A 15,185-nucleotide genomic window follows, 5' to 3' on the forward strand; every position below is an offset into this window, starting at 1 on the left:
AAAAGGACGCCGCCCGCGCCGTCAACGATCCACATCGATGGCGAAATGCCGCCACAGCGCGGCTCGCCGTTCCTCTTCCGAATGCAGCGTCGTTTCGTGGCGTTGATGATCTTCGGTCACGATCAGCTTCATGTCGCTGAGGGTCACTCGGCCCAGTTCGGTCGGCCGTGAACACACCAGGCGCTGGGTGAAGTGCGACTGCGGCGAGGTGCTGTGGAAGTGGCACATCTCATCGAATTCATGCGGTTCGCGCGGCTGAACGGTAAAGCGATACAGGGTTTTGGCATGCGAGCGCTGGTCGCCGTTGCGGCGTTCCAGCAGGTAATATTCGCCTTCCCGCTCCAGGTGGAAGGTGCCGCTGGCCTGCGGTTGCGGCTCGGCAACGACGATTTTGAGCGGCGTCAGGAAGGAATCGCCGAAACCGACGTCCACCAGCCAGGCCTGGCCCGCCAGATCCACCCGCAGCGCCAGATGGTCGTAGGGTGGGCCGAAATGGCCGTCGCGCGCGCGGATCTCGCCGGAGATAAAGCTCACCCTGAAACCGATCTCCCGCAGCAGCAGGGCGAACAGCGTATTCAGCTCATAACAGAAACCGCCGCGGTTACGCTCGACCACTTTGCTGAACAGCGCTTCGGGCGCCAGCTGAATACCCTGATGATAAATAATGCTCAGGTTCTCGAACGGCACGCTCAGCATGTGGCGATGATGCAGCTGTTGCAACGTGGGGAGATCGGGGCGGGCGACGCCGGTAAAGCCGATATGCTGCAGGTAGCGTTGGGTGTCCACAGGGTGTCTCGCATGAGAAAAAGTAGGCTTAAAATAGCGGGCTTTGTGGCGTTTGTGAGCGCATTACGTGCTGCGCCTCGGCAGCCGGATTACTTTCCCGACGGGCGTCTTAGGTAAAGCGCCGGGTTCAGTGAGCGCAGATGCATTTTCAGTACGGTACCCCGTTGAAAGAGATAGTTGAGTACGGTCAATGACAGCAGTTCGGTCAGCAAGGTGCTGTAAGCGGCGCCCATCATGCCGTATTGCCGAATCAGGCCGTATGACAGAGGAATGTTAATGATAAACACCAACAACATTTTGCGGGAAAGGAAGCCGTAACCGGAAAACAGCACGATGTATTTATAGGCCACGGTCCCCAGGGCGGAGAGCAGGGTGGCGACGGCCAACACCCCCATGGCGGCATAGGCCGCCAGGTATTGCTCGCCGTACAACAGTGCGATGACCGGTTTGCCCAGCCAAACGATCCCGGCGACGATGGCTAAGGCGATGGCCAGCACCAACCCATTCAGTTTGGCCGCGGCGCGCATCGCGTCTTCGCGCCGATAGGCGAATATTTTCGCGAAGAACGAGGTGATGACGGCATCGGTAACGAACATCCAGGCGGTCGCCAGGGTAATGGCGACCGAGTAAATGCCCAGCACCGCGGCGGAAACGAACCACATCAAAAACAGCTGCGCCAGCCGGGTATAGATGGCGATGGAAACATTGGATACCGCCAACGGCAGGCCGCTGGCGAGCAGATAGCGCACATATTTGCGCCGAATACGGCCGGGGGCCGAAAAGCCCGGATGGCGGCGATGATAAAGGTGATGACGGATCAGATAGGGGATGAGGTACACCATCACGATAGGGATGGCCAGAAAGTACAGGTGCAGATCAAAAAACACGATCAGCCAGCGAGCCAACAATGCGCTGGCTAAGCCGGCCACGTTGGCCAGGGTATTGAAACGCGATTCCAGCCGGGCGTCATGGTAAATGGCGAAGACGTCTTTGAGTGAAAAAAACGAGGCCAGGAATGTGGCGGCGCAAAAGTAAAAGGTCGTGAAGTCTTCCCGCAGCCCGGTATAAAGCAAGATGATCGCAGAAAAGGCCAGGAAACAGGCTTGCCTCAGCCGGTTGGTGGAGAACATCAGCGCTGCGCCGGAGCGCGGATTACGGCTAATGCGTTTGAAGAGGATGGTGTCCGACCCCAGCAGCGCCAACGTTTGGGTAATGGCGAAAATCGCCGTGGCAAAGGTAATCTTTCCGAAGCTTTCCGGCCCAATATATTTGGCCATGTAGGCGGTGATGAATATAACGCCGAGGATTGATACCGTCTTTTCCGCTATCATCCAGGAAGCGTTTCTTATTATGCTGAAGTCTATGATCTTTAGTTTCACTGACGCTTCCCTGAATACCTTATGATATAGGATTATTCCGTTTTTTATCCTTTAATAATCACCAAGGCTTTTTTTATATTTTACAATTGAAGTCAATTGCATTTAAACTTTAGCTGGGTCTTTTGTTATGTTGGATTAATGGATGAATCAACGGAATGAGAAAATTCGTAAAATACTTCTATAAGGTTTCGCCTGACTTTATTTATTATCAGCTGTCGCATTATTTTGCTCACGGAAGCTTTGTCAACTTTTTGAATCCTAAAAGTTTTTCCGAAAGGATTTACCACAGAATGCGCTACCCGCGCGAAGAGTTCAGCCTGTTGGCGGACAAGGTGGCGGTGAGGGATTATATATCCAGTCGCGTTTCGGAAAAATACCTAACGCCGGTCATCATGATAACGGAGAACTTCACTGAGCAAGACTATTTGTCGTTGCCTCAATCTTTTGTTATCAAAACAAATAATGCCTCGCAGCAAGTTAAGATTGTCAGAGATAAAGCGCGAGTGAGTTATGATGAGATTGCAAGCACTCTCAAGAAATGGTCAAAAATAACGTATTGGAAGCGCTTTCGTGAGAAGCACTATGCGAAGATCCCACTGCAAATTGTGGTTGAAAACCTGTTGGACATCGAACGCGACGGTGAATTGATCGACTATAAAGTGCATGTTTTTAACGGCAGCCAGCCTTATCTGTTCGTGGAGTTGCTGCGGGGCGGCCCGGAGCCGACGTCGCTGGAGTTTTTGGACCGCCATGCGCATCACTGCTTTTTTACCCAGAAAGATATTCCCCAGATCAACACGTTGCACGCGAAGCCTGACTTTTGGGATGAGATGATTGAAGTCGCCCAAGCCGTTGCCGCCGATCTGGACTACTGCCGGGTCGATTTCTACCTGACGCAAGACAGGCTCTATATCGGCGAGCTGACGCTCACCCCCGGTGCAGGCAATGAAGTGTACCAACCGCGCGCCACGAACCTGCTGCTGGGCGAGCTGATGGCCAAAACCTGAACGCTATGCCGAGCGTTGGGCCAGTTCCCGCAGCCAGCCCAAAAACGCCGCGGCGTTCCTCTTCGAATGCAGTGTCGTTTCGTGGCGCAGGCGATCTTCAGTCATGAAGCGCATCCCAAGTTGGATGCGTTGAAAACAGGACAGGAAAGAAATAGCGGGAAAGCCACCGGCGCGTTCTACTGCATCGACGGCGGTTATTCCACGCATTAACAAAAACAGGCCCCTGATGGGGCCTGTGCAGTTACCAGGATTTATGCGGGTTGCGGGAGACGATGTCGATCTTTTGACACAGCAGTTTGGTAATGTCCACCGAGGTTGGCTGAGCGGCGCTGCCGACAAAGTTTTTCAGCACGATGGCGATGCGGGCGTAATTAACGTAGCCCTCAGGCAGCGGCAAATACTCGGCAACGTCGAGCGCGGTAATGCGATCCGAGGTCATCGTTGCTGAAGTGGTCGGGGTGACTGTGCCGGTGCGGCCCCACTGACAGACTTTTTCCAGCAAGGTGGTGACGCCGGCATCGCCGTTCAGCACATACTTTCCTTGGTAGGTGCCGATTGTGACATCAAGGCTGTTCTGGCCTTTTAGGTTTGCCAACGTGGCGCGCCACAGCACCAGATCATTTTTCGCGATCGGGAAGTAGATCTCGATGCGCTTGTCGGCCGTTGTCGCCGTTTTGGTGGTGGCGGTGAGCACGCCGTTTTGCAGCGTTACTGCCAAATCGGCGGTTTCCGTTTGCGAAACGCGTGCGCCGCCGAAGGCGTAGACATTATTCAGCGCCAGCGCACTGCTCTCTTTCCAGGTGGGTTCCGGCAGATGGTTGACGCCATCGCCCAGATAGAGCAGACGCCACATGTTGACATAGCCAGGCGCGACGATCTTTTTCATTTCGATGTGGTTGTTGGACCAGCCTTTTTTAATGTCGGCGTTCACCAGATCGAACCCATCGATATAACATTTTCCGCTCAGATCGCTGGATTTATCGAAGTAGAAATATTCAACGTATTGATAAGGCACCTTGCTGCCGGTATCGGTGTTGTTAGTCATCACGCTGTGCCATTGGCTGTCTTTGATTTTTACCGTGCCGCCGTTGTCGCTGGTAAATACCGGTCGATAGTTGCGGCAGTTGGCGTTGCCCCATTCGAAGTGGCAGTTTTTAAAGTCAAGCGTGCCGCCTTTGAGATCAAACAAGCCGTAATCGGTATTGGCCAACTGTTCGGTTTCATTGTTAAAGCCGCTGTAATCGAAAGAGCAATCTCGGAAGGCCAAAGTATGCACGCCCTGATAGTAGTTTCGGCTGTCGCCGAACAGGCATTTGTAGAAGACGATTTTTTCGCCGGCGTTGGCGGTGGTTTCCGACCAAATTGGCCACACACAACCGCGCACCATGATGCTGTGCCAGCTCTGAATATAGGCGTTGTTGCCGAAGACGATGCCCTTGTGCAGGTTAGTCAGCCAGACGTTTTGCACCAGCAGTTGGCAGGCCGGCAGGCCGTGCATGTTCGAGGCATCGCTGTAGACGCACAGGCCGCGCAGATTGGCCGCCGCGCCGGGCGCTCCGACGATGCGCAGGTTGTAAATCGCCGGCGCACCCAAAGAGTATTGCACGCGTACGCACTCGATATTGGCCGCGCTGCTGAAATCAAGAATGGTGCCCTTAAAATCGACGGCGTTTTTCCATAGCTTCAGGTTGGCGGTGGTTTTACAAGGGCGTACGCCGCCGGGGCCGACCAGAGTAATCCCCGCAGGGGTCGTCGGGATCGGCAGTTGCCACCACTCTTCGCCTTTGACCTGCAAGAAGTTGCAAGCGCGGGTGATGGTCAGAGAGTAATCCAGCTCATCGCCCGGCAGGTGCCACCAATCGATGCTGTAATCGCCGTCATTGATGATGCGCTTCCAGCGGCGGTTTTGCGCGTCGACGAGCAGGGTAACACCGTTATCCTGACTGGTGGAATCCGCGTCGTCTCGGGTAAATACGCCATGGTGGTAGCGGTTTTCGAGCATCACTGCGGTTTCGCTGCCGGCATAGTTGCGCAGATTGGCATAATCATTTAATGAAATCATGGAATAACCCTCATTTGGTACGATAAGAGGCCGATGCAATATGTGGCAGTTGCAGAGGCGGAGGCTTAAGTAAGTGGCATTGTGACCGAAGAGGGAGCCCGTTCATGATCCCGGTCGGCAGGAATAAATTAACAGGCTAAGGCGAGGGCATTAAGCGTCCAGGGTTGTGTCTGACGCCAGCAAACATCACGTTGCGGATTTTAGGTGCTGGCGGCGAGGGCGAGTGCTTGCAGCCAGCCCAAAAACGCTGCGGCGCCGGGTTTTTCCAGCGTGCGCGGCGGGTAAACCACGTAGTAGGGTTTGCTGAGCGGCAGCGCCGGTTCGGCCAGGGTGACCAGCCGGCCTTCCGCCAGTTCACGGGCGATCAGCCGCCGCTGGCCGAGCAGCACCCCGCGCCCTTGCACGGCGGCGTCGATAGCCAGCGAAGTCAGGTTATAGGTCAGCCCGCGCCGCGCCGGCGGCATTCGATCGGCGGCGGTGAACCACTCGTGCCAGCCCGGCAGAAACTGGCTCTCCTTGCCCCAGTCGACGTGGATCAGCGGTAGCTGCGTCCAGTCGCCGCGATCGCGCAGCGCCGGGCTGCACACCGGCTGCACCCGATCCTGAAACAGCCGCACCTTTTCCAGCAGCGGATAGTCCTGATCGCCGAAGCACAGGGCGAAGTCCGCCGCCGAATGGGCGAAATCGACCGCCGCATGGGTCGCGTGCAGCCGCAGATCGCCGTCGGGGCACTGCGCCAGCCAGTCGCCCAGCGCCGGGTTCAGCCACTTGGAGGCCAACGCCGGCAGGGCGAATACCGTCAGCGCCTGTTTGCCGCGCTGGCGCTCGACGTGCTGCTGCGCCACGCGCAGCGTTTCGAACGCCTCCTGCACGTAGGCCAGGTAGTCCGCGCCCTGTTCGGTCAGCGTGACGCCGCTTTTGGCGCGGATGAACAGCGTGATCCCCAGATGTTGCTCCAGCTGGCGGATCTGCTGGCTGACGGCGGCGGCGGTCAGCGCCAGCGTATCCGCCGCGCGGGCCAGGCTGCCGGTGCGGGCGGCGGTTTCGAACGCCAGAATGGCGCTCAGCTTGGGCAAGCGCGCACGGGACGGTGAGTGCATGAGCAGGGCTTATCGCTAAGAATTCGTTAGCTTATCCATAACGTATTTTTGTTATGGCGGCAATGCGGCATTCGCTACAGTGGGAGGCATCCGGCTTTCGCACACGAGGGGAACGTCATGCCGCAACTTGCCGATATTATCGATCTGTCAGCCCACCCCATCGACGACGCCGCGTTCCGCGTCCGCTGCCGGCAAACGCTGGCGCGCGCCGGCGCGCTGGTGCTGCCGGGATTTCTGCGCGAAGCCGCGCTGGCGACGGTGCGGCTGGAAGGCGCCGAACAGCACCATGCGGCGTTTTACGCCACCAGCAAACACAACGTGTATCTACGGCCACAGGACGACGCGCTGCCGGCCGACCATGCGCGCAACCGGCTGGTGGTGTCGTCCAAGGGCTGTATTACCGACGAGGATATTCCGCCGCAGTCGCCGCTGCGCGCGTTGTACGACGCTCCGGCGTTTCGCGCGTTCCTGTGCGCGGTGCTGGATGAGGCGCAGCTGTATCCCTACGCCGATCGGCTGTCGTCGATCAACCTGCATTACGCCCACACCGGCCAGGAGCTGGGCTGGCATTTTGACAACTCCTCGTTCGCCATCACGCTCCTGATCCAGAAACCGCAGGCGGGTGGGCGCTTCGAATACGTGGAGAACCTGCGCGACGCCGATCGCGGCGAGATGAACTATGCCGGGGTCACGCAGGTGCTGGACGGCGAGCGGGCGGTCAAACAGCTGGCGATGGAGGAGGGGGATTTGGTGCTGTTTCGCGGGCGCAACGCCATGCACCGGGTGACGCCGACCGAAGGCGACACCACGCGCATGCTGGTGGTGCTGGCCTACAATGCGCAGCCGGACGTGATGCTGTCGGAAAGCGCCAGAATGACGTTCTACGGGCGGTTATAGCGGATAAAAAAACCGCCCCGGAGGGCGGTTTGTCGATTCAGTGCGGGTTCTGCTCTTCGTGAGCCTGCTGTTCCAGCTTCACTTCCTGCGCGCGTTTGCGCAGGCCGAACCAGCCCAGCGTCAGCAGCACCGCCAACACAGGAATGGTGGCGATGGTCCAGGTGCCGTTCGGGTAGTCGAAGGCCATCATTACCACCACGATCAGCAGGAACGCCAGCGTTAGCCACGAAGTGAACGGCGCGCCCGGCATTCTGAACGACACCGGCTGAGCGCGGCCTTCGCGCACGGCTTTGCGCAGGCGCATCTGGCAAACGATGATAAACGCCCAGGAGGCGATGATGCCCAGCGAGGCGATGTTCAGCACGATCTCGAACACCTGCGACGGCACCAGGTAGTTGAGCACCACGCCGATCACGTAGATGCCGCAGGTGACCAGGATGCCGGCGTAAGGCACCTGCTGGCTGCTCATTTTGGCCATCAGCTTCGGCGCGGAGCCGCCCATCGCCAGCGAACGCAGGATGCGGCCGGTGGAGTAGAGGCCGGAGTTGAGGCTGGACAGCGCGGCGGTCAACACCACGATGTTCATGATGGTGCCGATGTAAGGCACGCCCAGCTTGCTGAAGAAGGTGACGAACGGGCTTTGGCCGGCCTGATAGGCGTTCCACGGCAGCAGCAGCACCAGCAGCACCACGGAGCCGACGTAGAACAGACCGATACGCCAGATCACGCTATTGATCGCTTTAGGCATCATTTTGGCCGGATCTTTACACTCGCCGGCGGCGGTGCCGATAAGCTCGATGCCGGCGAAAGCGAAGATCACCCCTTGCACCAGCACCAGCGCAGGCAGCAGGCCGTGCGGGAACATGCCGCCGTTTTCGGTGATCAGGTGCATGCCGGTGGTGTGGCCGGCCACCGGCGTGCCGGTACCGAGGAAGACGACGCCGACAATCAGGAACAGCGCGATGGCGGCGACCTTGATCAGCGCGAACCAGAACTCCATCTCGGCGAACCACTTCACGCCGATCATGTTCATGGTGGCGACGATGCCGAGCGCGCCGAGGGCGAACAGCCACTGCGGCACGTCGGCGAAGGTGCCCCAATAGTGCATGTACAGCGCCACGGCGGTGATGTCGACGATGCCGGTCATCGCCCAGTTGAGGAAATACATCCAACCGGCGACGTAAGAGGCTTTTTCACCGAGGAACTCGCGAGCGTAAGAAACGAAGCTGCCGCTGGAAGGGCGATGCAGCACCAGTTCGCCCAGTGCGCGCAGGATGAAGAAAGAGAAGATCCCGCACACCAGATAGACCAGCGCCAGCGCCGGCCCGGCCAGTTCGAGACGGCCGCCGGTACCGAGGAACAAGCCGGTGCCGATGGAGCCGCCGATGGCGATCATTTGGATTTGCCGGTTGCCCATGCTTTTGTGATAACCGGATTCATGAGAGTCTAGCCAGCGTCTTCTGGCGGCGTGTTTTTCATCCGCAGACTGTTTTTGTGAGTGCATTATCCGTCCTGTTTACCTGTCTATGTTAACCCTGCTCTTAGCGAGAGCAAACGATTGCTATGACCAATCGTCATGAGAATGAGGTCGTGGCATCATTCCGCTGTTTATTGTGTATACAGCCATCATTAAAATAACGGCGAAGCATGCTACCTTTTCTCCGTAATGGTGGCAAAAAATACTGCGCATAAAACGTGAACAAGTGTGTTTATTTTTTAATCCAAATATAAAAGGATATATTATTCAAAAAGATGTGATGTTTTATCAAGACGGAAATATCGAGGAATAAAAAGTGATTAAAATCACAAAATAATAATTACCGTGCAAATTACAGGGTGTTGTTCTTATATTTCGCGGTGAGAAATAAGGGGAAAGGAAATGGCGACCCGCGCAGAAAATGGCATCAGCAGCGGGTCGGTGGGCGCGTAACGAGTCTTAGGCCGATTCGCTGGCCGGCAGAGCCGATGCGGGCAGGCCGAACAGCTTGTCGAATGCCCAATTGAACACGAAGGTATAACAGGGAATGATGACGATCAACGCCATATCCAGCAGCAGCGCCTGCCACAGCGTGATGCCCATCCACCAGGCGATCAGCGGGATCAGATACACTACCAGCGTCAACTGAAAGCCGACGGCGTGCAAAATGCGGCGTTTGAGCGTGCGGGCGCGCGACACCTGGCGGCTTTCCCACCACTCGAATACATAGTTGTAAATAAAGTTCCAGCTTACCGCGATGGTGGTGATCACCACTGCCAGCGGCCCGGTGCTGCTTGGCGCATGGCCCGACAGCAGCGCCAGCCCCAACGCCGAGATCGCCATGCCGATGATTTCATAAGCGGTGACATACACCAGTTTGCGTTTGACGCCTTGCATCGTTTTCTCCCGATCTGTTTTTAGTTGCCTCTGTGGCGACGGCGGCTAAGATAACGTCAATCACATTGATAGAAAAAGTCAGGAGTTGTCAGTTAATCTGACAGGTTGAACAATGAATTTTTCCAGCGACAACATCGAACTGTTTTTGGCGGTGCTCGATCGCGGCTCGTTTTCCGCCGCCGCCCGCGCGCTGAGGCGCGTGCCCTCCGCCGTCAGCATGGCCATCGCCAACATGGAGGCGGAACTCGGTTTCGCCTTGTTCGACCGTTCTCACCGTGAACCGACGCCGACCGCGCTGGCGTTGGCCCTGGCGCCGCACGCCCGCCTGATCGCCGGGCAGCTCAAGCAGCTGCAGGTGCATGCCATCGAACTGTCCCAGGGGCTGGAGAGCCGGCTTTCGATCGGCGTGGCGTCGGATATCAACGGCGCCGGCCTGCTGGCAGCGGTGAAAACGCTGTCGCAACGTTATCCGCTGCTGAACATCGAAGTGCTCAGCGCGCCGCAGGACGACGTGTTGCACATGCTGCACGAGGGGCGCATCGGCGTTTGTCTGGCGTTCGGCGGGCTGAACGTCAACAGCGCGGAACAGTTCCACTTCGTGGGCGCGGAATCGCTGGTGGCGATGCTGTCGCCGCAGCACCCGGCGCTGGACGGCGCGGCGGGCGAGCTGTTTCTCGAAGATCTGGTCAACGTGCGGCAGATCATGGTGGCCAGTCGCGATCTGCCGATCGGCGATCTGCGTCCCCAGGTGGCGGAGGCTTACTGGCGCACCGACAGCCTGCCGATGGCGCTGAACATGGTGGAAGCGGGTCTGGGGTGGGGCAATTTTCCGCTGTCGTTGGCCGAGCCGCTGCTGGCGCAGGGGCGGTTGGTGCGGCTGAAGTTCAAAAACACCAAGAACGAGCTGCGCTTGCCGATGCATTTGATCTGGCTTAAGAATCGTCCGTTGGACAAAGCGGCGCGCGAACTGGTCGCGCTGATGCGCGAGGCGCCGCAGGAAAGCTGACGCCCGCTGTGTTTGCTTACTCCGGGTGGCGTTTACGCCACCAGAAACGCACCAGCAGGATGGCGGCGATCGCCAGCGCGACAAACAGCAGGCTGGAGAGCTTTTTGTCGAAGCCGGTAACGAAGCGTTCGAGCGCCTGGCCGCCAAAATAACCGAGCATGACGAAGATCGTCGCCCATAAAATGGCGCCGAGGATGTTCAACGGCACGAAGCGCGACGGCGGCAGACGGCTGGCGCCGATCAACACCGGGCCGATGATGCGGAAACCGTACATGAAACGCACCCCGATAACGAACAGCATCGGGTGGCGGGCGATCAGCCTTCTGGCGCGCGCGATGCGCTTTTCCTGTCCCTTGAGCCGCGAGATGACGCGGCCTTCAAACCGGCGGCCGGCGAAGTACAGCAACTGGTCTCCCATCATGCCGCCCAGCGCCACCACTGCGATCACCCACGGCCAGTGCAACAGCCCTTCATGAGCGGCGATGCCGCCCAGCAGCGTGATGGTTTCCCCTTCCGCCAGGCAGCCGATAAACAACGCCCAGTAACCGTAGTCCGTAATATAGTGGGCTAAATCGGTCATTCCTTACTCCTTATGTGGCTGACGCATAAGGGCAAGTATACGCCCGATTGCTAACCTTGGGCGATCTGGGCCACCAACGCTCTGCGCCGCTGAAGGCTCTCCGCCATCTGCGCCTGTACCCTGGCGTAAATGTGCGGCGGGGCCAGTTCCGGCGTGCCGCCCTCGAACGGCGGCGCCGGGGCGTATTCCAGATAGAGCTGGATCATTTGGGCGGTCTCTTCGCCGTGCAGTTCGGCGATCAGCGCCAGCGCGAAATCGATGCCGGCGGTGACGCCGCCGCCGCTGATCACATTGCCGTCGCGCTCCACGCGCGCTGAGCTCGGCACGGCGCCGAACAGCTTCAGGCTGTCGCGCATCGACCAGTGGCAGGCGGCGCGTTTGCCTTGCAGCAGACCGGCGGCGGCCAGGATCAGCGAACCGGTGCACACCGAGGTCAGGTAGCGGGCATCGGCGCCCAGCCGACGGATCTGCTGCATGAAGGCCTCATCTTGCAGCGCCTGGGTGCAGCCGCTGCCGCCCGGCACGCACAGCACGTCGCAGCGCGCGATCTCCGGCAGCGGGCGCAGCTGGGTGAAGTGCAAGCCTTCCGACTCGACATCCGCGCCGTCTACCGAGGCGACGATGATTTCCGCGCCCGGCATGCGGCGCAGGAACTGCAAGGGGCCCGTGAAGTCGAGCTGGGTGACGCCTTGATAGATGGGAAATACAATCACGAGTGATTCAGACATGATATTCGCCTCATTTTTATCGTTGGACCTGGGTCATAATAGCCGCCCTATTTTTGGCTGATATGACAGATAACCCTCAAAAAGCGCCATCATGAAAACGATCGGTTTTGTGGTTTTTCCCGGTTTTAACCTGCTGGACTTTGCCGGGCCGCTGGCGGCGTTCGATAACGTCAGCCAGTTCACCGACCCGCCGGCCTACCGCTGTGTGGCGATCTCGCCGCAGGGCGGCATGGTCGCCAGCTCGGCCGGGGTGGAAATCGCCACGCAGCCGTGCGGCGACGAGCGTTTCGATACGTTGGTGGTGGCCGGCGGCAGCGGCAACGTGATGGCGGCGCAATCACCGGCGCTGGCGGCGTTCCTGGCCAACCAAAGCCGACGAGCGCGGCGCATCGCCAGCGTATGTACCGGCGCGTTTATTCTGGCGGCCTGCGGGCTGCTGGACGGCAAGCGCGCCACCACTCACTGGTATCACGCGGCGCGGCTGCAGCAGAACTACCCGCGCATTCGCGTCGACAGCAACCGTATCTTCATTCGCGACGGGGATATCTGGACCTCGGCCGGCATCAGCGCCGGCATCGATCTGGCGTTGGCGCTGATCGAAGACGATCTGGGCGCCACCCTGGCGGCGGCCGTGGCGCGGCAGCTGGTGGTCTATCACCGCCGCCCCGGCGGGCAGTCGCAGTACTCACTGCTGCTGGCGCTGAATCCGTCGTCGGATCGCATGCGCACCGCGCTGTCGTACGCGCGCGAGCATTTGCATCTGCCGCTGTCGGTGGCGGATCTGGCCGACGCCGCCTGCCTGAGCGAGCGGCAATTCGGCCGGCTGTTCCGCGCCGAAACCGGGCAGACGCCGGCCAAGGTGATCGAGCAACTGAGGGTAGAGGCGGCCAGAGGGCGTATTGAAGAGAGCGCCGAACCGCTGGAGGCGATCGCCCGCTCGGTGGGGTTCAGCGATCCGGAGCGTATGAGGCGGGCGTTTATCCGCGTATTTGGCCTGTCGCCGCAGGCGATCCGCCGGCTTGGCCGCGCGGGATAACTTTTTTGCCACGCCTGGCGGCGGGGCGCATCAGAGGAGCAACGGATGTATCAGGATTTTGAGAGCGAATTGAGCTGGGCGATGCGCCATATGCCGCGCACCCGGGCGGCGGTAGCGGCGTTGCCGGACCTGCACGGGGTGCGGTTGGCGTGCAATATGCACCTGGATCTGAAAATGGCGCCGCTGGTGGCCGGCCTGCTGGACAAGGGCGCGGCGATCTTTCTGACCACCTGCAACCCCACCACGGTACAGAACGACGTGGTGGCCTGGCTGGAACGGCGGGGCGCGCAGGCTTACGCCTGGCGCGATATGAGCGCCGGCGAATGGTCGGAATCTTTCGATCGCGCGCTGGCCTGGCGGCCGACTCACCTGTGCGAAATGGGAGCGGATCTGACCACCCGTCTGCACCAGTCGCCGAACGGCCCGCAGATCGTCGCCGGGCTGGAGGCCACCGGTTCAGGCATCAGCCGGTTGAACGGCGTGGCGCCGCGCTACCCGATCTTCAATTGGGACGATCTGCCGGTGAAAGAAGGGTTGCATAACCGGCACATGGTTGGGCTGACCGCCTGGCATACCTTCTTCCAGACCACCCATTTGACGCTGCACGAGAAGCGCGTGCTGGTGATCGGTTACGGCCTGGTCGGGCAGGGCACGGCGGCCGCGGCCAGAGCCTACGGCGGCCAGGTGATGGTGGCGGAAATCGATCCGGCGCGTGCGCTGCAGGCGCGTTATGACGGCTGGCAGGTGGTGGATCTGGCGAGCGCGGTCGCGCAGGCGGACGTTATCGCCACCGCGACCGGCGCGAAAAACGTGCTCTCGGCGCAGCATCTGCAACAGGCGCAGGACGGCGTATTTATCCTCAACGTCGGCCACGTGGCCGAAGAGATCGATGTCGGCTTCCTCAAGAGCCTGCCGCACCACGAGCCGATGCCTTATGTGAATGCTTACCAACTGAATGAAAAGACGGTCTATTTGCTGGCCAATGGCTCGATGTTCAACCTGACCGCCGGCTATGGCGACAGCCTTAACGCTTTCGACGTCACGCTGGCGGTGATGGCGGCCGGCATCGGCCATATCGTCGGCGCGGGAGCGCGGCAAACGCCGGGGCTGTACCTGTTGCCGCAGTCGGCGTGGCAGCCGGCACTGTAACTTTTTCCCCGCGGGCGTTCATCCCAGAGCGCCCGCGGGCTGTACCGATTTTCGGCCGACAGAATTTGTCACAAATCCGCCATACAATCCCAGTGCCAAGCGCTGAACCCTCACATATAATTCGCTGAATTCAAGCCCCCATTTCAGAGTAATGCCTGTGAAAATACGTGTTTTGGTTCTGACTCTGCTCGCTTTGCAGGCGGGCGCAGGCTTTGCGCCGCGCGCGCTGGCCAGCGACAACGCCGCCGCCGTGCACGCCACCCAGCCGGAGCTGGCTTCCGGCAGCGCGATGGTCGTCGATATGCAAACCCATAAGGTGATGTACGCGCGCAACCCGGATGAGGTGGTGCCGATCGCCTCGATCACCAAGCTGATGACCGCTATGGTCACGCTGGACGCGCACCTGCCGCTCGACGAGATGCTGTCGGTGGACATCCACCAGACGCCGGAGATGAAAGGGGTGTATTCGCGGGTGCGGCTGAACAGCGAAATCAGCCGCAAGGATATGCTGCTGCTGGCGCTGATGTCGTCGGAAAACCGCGCGGCCGCCAGCCTGGCGCACCACTATCCGGGCGGCTACAACGCCTTCATCAAAGCGATGAACGCCAAGGCCAGGGCGCTCGGCATGACCAATACCCATTATGTGGAACCGACTGGGCTCTCTATTCATAACGTGTCGACGGCGCGCGATTTGACCAAACTGCTGATCGCCACCAAGCAATATCCGTTGATCGGCCAGCTCAGCACCACCACCGAACGCATGGCCAGCTTCAAGGATCCCAACTACACGCTGCCGTTCCGCAACACCAACCACCTGGTGTACAACCCGAAATGGAACATTCAACTGACCAAGACCGGCTTCACCAACCAGGCGGGGCACTGCCTGGCGATGCGTACCGTGATCGGCAACCGCTCGGTGTCGCTGGTGGTGCTGGACGCCTTCGGCAAATACACCCACTTCGCCGACGCCAACCGTCTGCGCAGCTGGATTGAAACCGGCAAGGTGACGCCGATCCCGGCCGCCGCCCGTGACTATCGCCGCCAAAAAGACGCCCGTCTGGCGAAGAACGACAGCGAATAA

15 protein-coding genes are annotated in these 15,185 nt (G+C 59.5%); 7 read left to right on the plus strand and 8 right to left on the minus strand.

The features are described 5' to 3' along the window. Positions 1-21 precede the first annotated feature (21 nt). Together HWW83_RS00355 and HWW83_RS00360 are read right to left on the minus strand one after the other, a co-directional pair. Complete coding sequence (locus tag HWW83_RS00355) at positions 22-786, minus strand: arylamine N-acetyltransferase family protein (protein ID WP_033642256.1); 765 nt, start codon at positions 784-786, stop codon at positions 22-24. Positions 787-875: 89 nt separating this feature from the next. Beyond that, positions 876-2,165 (minus strand): oligosaccharide flippase family protein, encoded by a 1,290-nt coding sequence (locus tag HWW83_RS00360; RefSeq protein WP_046686607.1) that lies wholly within the window; start codon positions 2,163-2,165, stop codon positions 876-878. Between the two features lie 155 nt (positions 2,166-2,320). On the opposite strand from HWW83_RS00360, the gene HWW83_RS00365 reads away from it, so the two are divergent. Beyond that, positions 2,321-3,172: an ATP-grasp fold amidoligase family protein gene (locus HWW83_RS00365; protein ID WP_060659810.1), complete on the plus strand. Its 852-nt coding sequence runs from the start codon at positions 2,321-2,323 to the stop codon at positions 3,170-3,172. Between the two features lie 66 nt (positions 3,173-3,238). Then, positions 3,239-3,382: a hypothetical protein gene (locus tag HWW83_RS00370; RefSeq protein ID WP_154582435.1), complete on the plus strand. Its 144-nt coding sequence runs from the start codon at positions 3,239-3,241 to the stop codon at positions 3,380-3,382. A 31-nt stretch (positions 3,383-3,413) separates the two neighbouring features. Here the strand turns inward: HWW83_RS00370 and HWW83_RS00375 are convergent, their stop codons facing one another. Together HWW83_RS00375 and HWW83_RS00380 are read right to left on the minus strand one after the other, a co-directional pair. Then, positions 3,414-5,234: a putative phage tail protein gene (locus tag HWW83_RS00375; RefSeq protein ID WP_047572275.1), complete on the minus strand. Its 1,821-nt coding sequence runs from the start codon at positions 5,232-5,234 to the stop codon at positions 3,414-3,416. Positions 5,235-5,434: 200 nt separating this feature from the next. After that, complete coding sequence (locus HWW83_RS00380; RefSeq protein WP_069100572.1) at positions 5,435-6,334, minus strand: LysR substrate-binding domain-containing protein; 900 nt, start codon at positions 6,332-6,334, stop codon at positions 5,435-5,437. Positions 6,335-6,451: 117 nt separating this feature from the next. Between HWW83_RS00380 and HWW83_RS00385 the strand changes: the two genes are divergently transcribed. After that, positions 6,452-7,231, plus strand: a complete 780-nt coding sequence (locus HWW83_RS00385) for a HalD/BesD family halogenase (protein WP_046686611.1) — start codon at positions 6,452-6,454, stop codon at positions 7,229-7,231. Between the two features lie 37 nt (positions 7,232-7,268). Here the strand turns inward: HWW83_RS00385 and ansP are convergent, their stop codons facing one another. Both ansP and HWW83_RS00395 read right to left on the minus strand, forming a co-directional pair. Next, a complete protein-coding gene (gene ansP / locus HWW83_RS00390) occupies positions 7,269-8,735 on the minus strand; it encodes an L-asparagine permease (RefSeq protein WP_033642262.1) in 1,467 nt (488 codons plus the stop codon). A 432-nt stretch (positions 8,736-9,167) separates the two neighbouring features. Further along, a complete protein-coding gene (locus HWW83_RS00395) occupies positions 9,168-9,605 on the minus strand; it encodes a PACE efflux transporter (protein WP_033642263.1) in 438 nt (145 codons plus the stop codon). Between the two features lie 112 nt (positions 9,606-9,717). Here HWW83_RS00395 and HWW83_RS00400 point away from each other — a divergent pair, with 112 nt between their 5' ends. After that, a complete protein-coding gene (locus HWW83_RS00400; RefSeq protein ID WP_033642264.1) occupies positions 9,718-10,611 on the plus strand; it encodes a LysR family transcriptional regulator in 894 nt (297 codons plus the stop codon). Positions 10,612-10,627: 16 nt separating this feature from the next. On the opposite strand, the gene HWW83_RS00405 is transcribed toward HWW83_RS00400, so the two are convergent. Beyond that, the gene (locus HWW83_RS00405) at positions 10,628-11,191 is read right to left on the minus strand and encodes a DedA family protein (protein WP_069100571.1); all 564 of its coding nucleotides are present in this window, start codon (positions 11,189-11,191) and stop codon (positions 10,628-10,630) included. 50 nt (positions 11,192-11,241) lie between these two features. Next, a complete protein-coding gene (locus HWW83_RS00410) occupies positions 11,242-11,919 on the minus strand; it encodes a DJ-1/PfpI family protein (protein ID WP_033652379.1) in 678 nt (225 codons plus the stop codon). A gap of 91 nt (positions 11,920-12,010) precedes the next feature. On the opposite strand from HWW83_RS00410, the gene HWW83_RS00415 reads away from it, so the two are divergent. From HWW83_RS00415 to pbpG, 3 genes are all read left to right on the plus strand, one after another. Further along, on the plus strand, positions 12,011-12,955 hold the full coding sequence (locus tag HWW83_RS00415; protein WP_033642266.1) for a GlxA family transcriptional regulator: 945 nt from the start codon (positions 12,011-12,013) through the stop codon (positions 12,953-12,955). A gap of 45 nt (positions 12,956-13,000) precedes the next feature. Continuing rightward, positions 13,001-14,104 (plus strand): adenosylhomocysteinase, encoded by a 1,104-nt coding sequence (locus HWW83_RS00420; RefSeq protein WP_072628133.1) that lies wholly within the window; start codon positions 13,001-13,003, stop codon positions 14,102-14,104. A gap of 151 nt (positions 14,105-14,255) precedes the next feature. Beyond that, entirely contained in the window at positions 14,256-15,185 is a 930-nt protein-coding gene (gene pbpG / locus HWW83_RS00425) for a D-alanyl-D-alanine endopeptidase (protein WP_099785302.1), read from the plus strand.

It is taken from the genome of Serratia ureilytica (genome assembly GCF_013375155.1).
GTDB classification, from domain to species: Bacteria; Pseudomonadota; Gammaproteobacteria; order Enterobacterales; family Enterobacteriaceae; genus Serratia; species Serratia ureilytica.

Excerpts from the sequence above, each read along its gene's own strand:
- HWW83_RS00415 (WP_033642266.1), top strand. The coding sequence starts at position 12,011 with ATGAAAACGATCGGTTTTGTGGTTTTTCCCGGTTTTAACCTGCTGGAC.
- HWW83_RS00400 (WP_033642264.1), top strand. The coding sequence starts at position 9,718 with ATGAATTTTTCCAGCGACAACATCGAACTGTTTTTGGCGGTGCTCGAT.
- HWW83_RS00375 (WP_047572275.1), bottom strand. The coding sequence starts at position 5,234 with ATGATTTCATTAAATGATTATGCCAATCTGCGCAACTATGCCGGCAGC.
- HWW83_RS00405 (WP_069100571.1), bottom strand. The coding sequence starts at position 11,191 with ATGACCGATTTAGCCCACTATATTACGGACTACGGTTACTGGGCGTTG.
- pbpG (WP_099785302.1), top strand. The coding sequence starts at position 14,256 with ATGCCTGTGAAAATACGTGTTTTGGTTCTGACTCTGCTCGCTTTGCAG.
- HWW83_RS00395 (WP_033642263.1), bottom strand. The coding sequence starts at position 9,605 with ATGCAAGGCGTCAAACGCAAACTGGTGTATGTCACCGCTTATGAAATC.
- HWW83_RS00370 (WP_154582435.1), top strand. The coding sequence starts at position 3,239 with ATGCAGTGTCGTTTCGTGGCGCAGGCGATCTTCAGTCATGAAGCGCAT.
- HWW83_RS00380 (WP_069100572.1), bottom strand. The coding sequence starts at position 6,334 with ATGCACTCACCGTCCCGTGCGCGCTTGCCCAAGCTGAGCGCCATTCTG.
- HWW83_RS00420 (WP_072628133.1), top strand. The coding sequence starts at position 13,001 with ATGTATCAGGATTTTGAGAGCGAATTGAGCTGGGCGATGCGCCATATG.
- ansP (WP_033642262.1), bottom strand. The coding sequence starts at position 8,735 with ATGCACTCACAAAAACAGTCTGCGGATGAAAAACACGCCGCCAGAAGA.
- HWW83_RS00365 (WP_060659810.1), top strand. The coding sequence starts at position 2,321 with ATGAGAAAATTCGTAAAATACTTCTATAAGGTTTCGCCTGACTTTATT.
- HWW83_RS00385 (WP_046686611.1), top strand. The coding sequence starts at position 6,452 with ATGCCGCAACTTGCCGATATTATCGATCTGTCAGCCCACCCCATCGAC.
- HWW83_RS00410 (WP_033652379.1), bottom strand. The coding sequence starts at position 11,919 with ATGTCTGAATCACTCGTGATTGTATTTCCCATCTATCAAGGCGTCACC.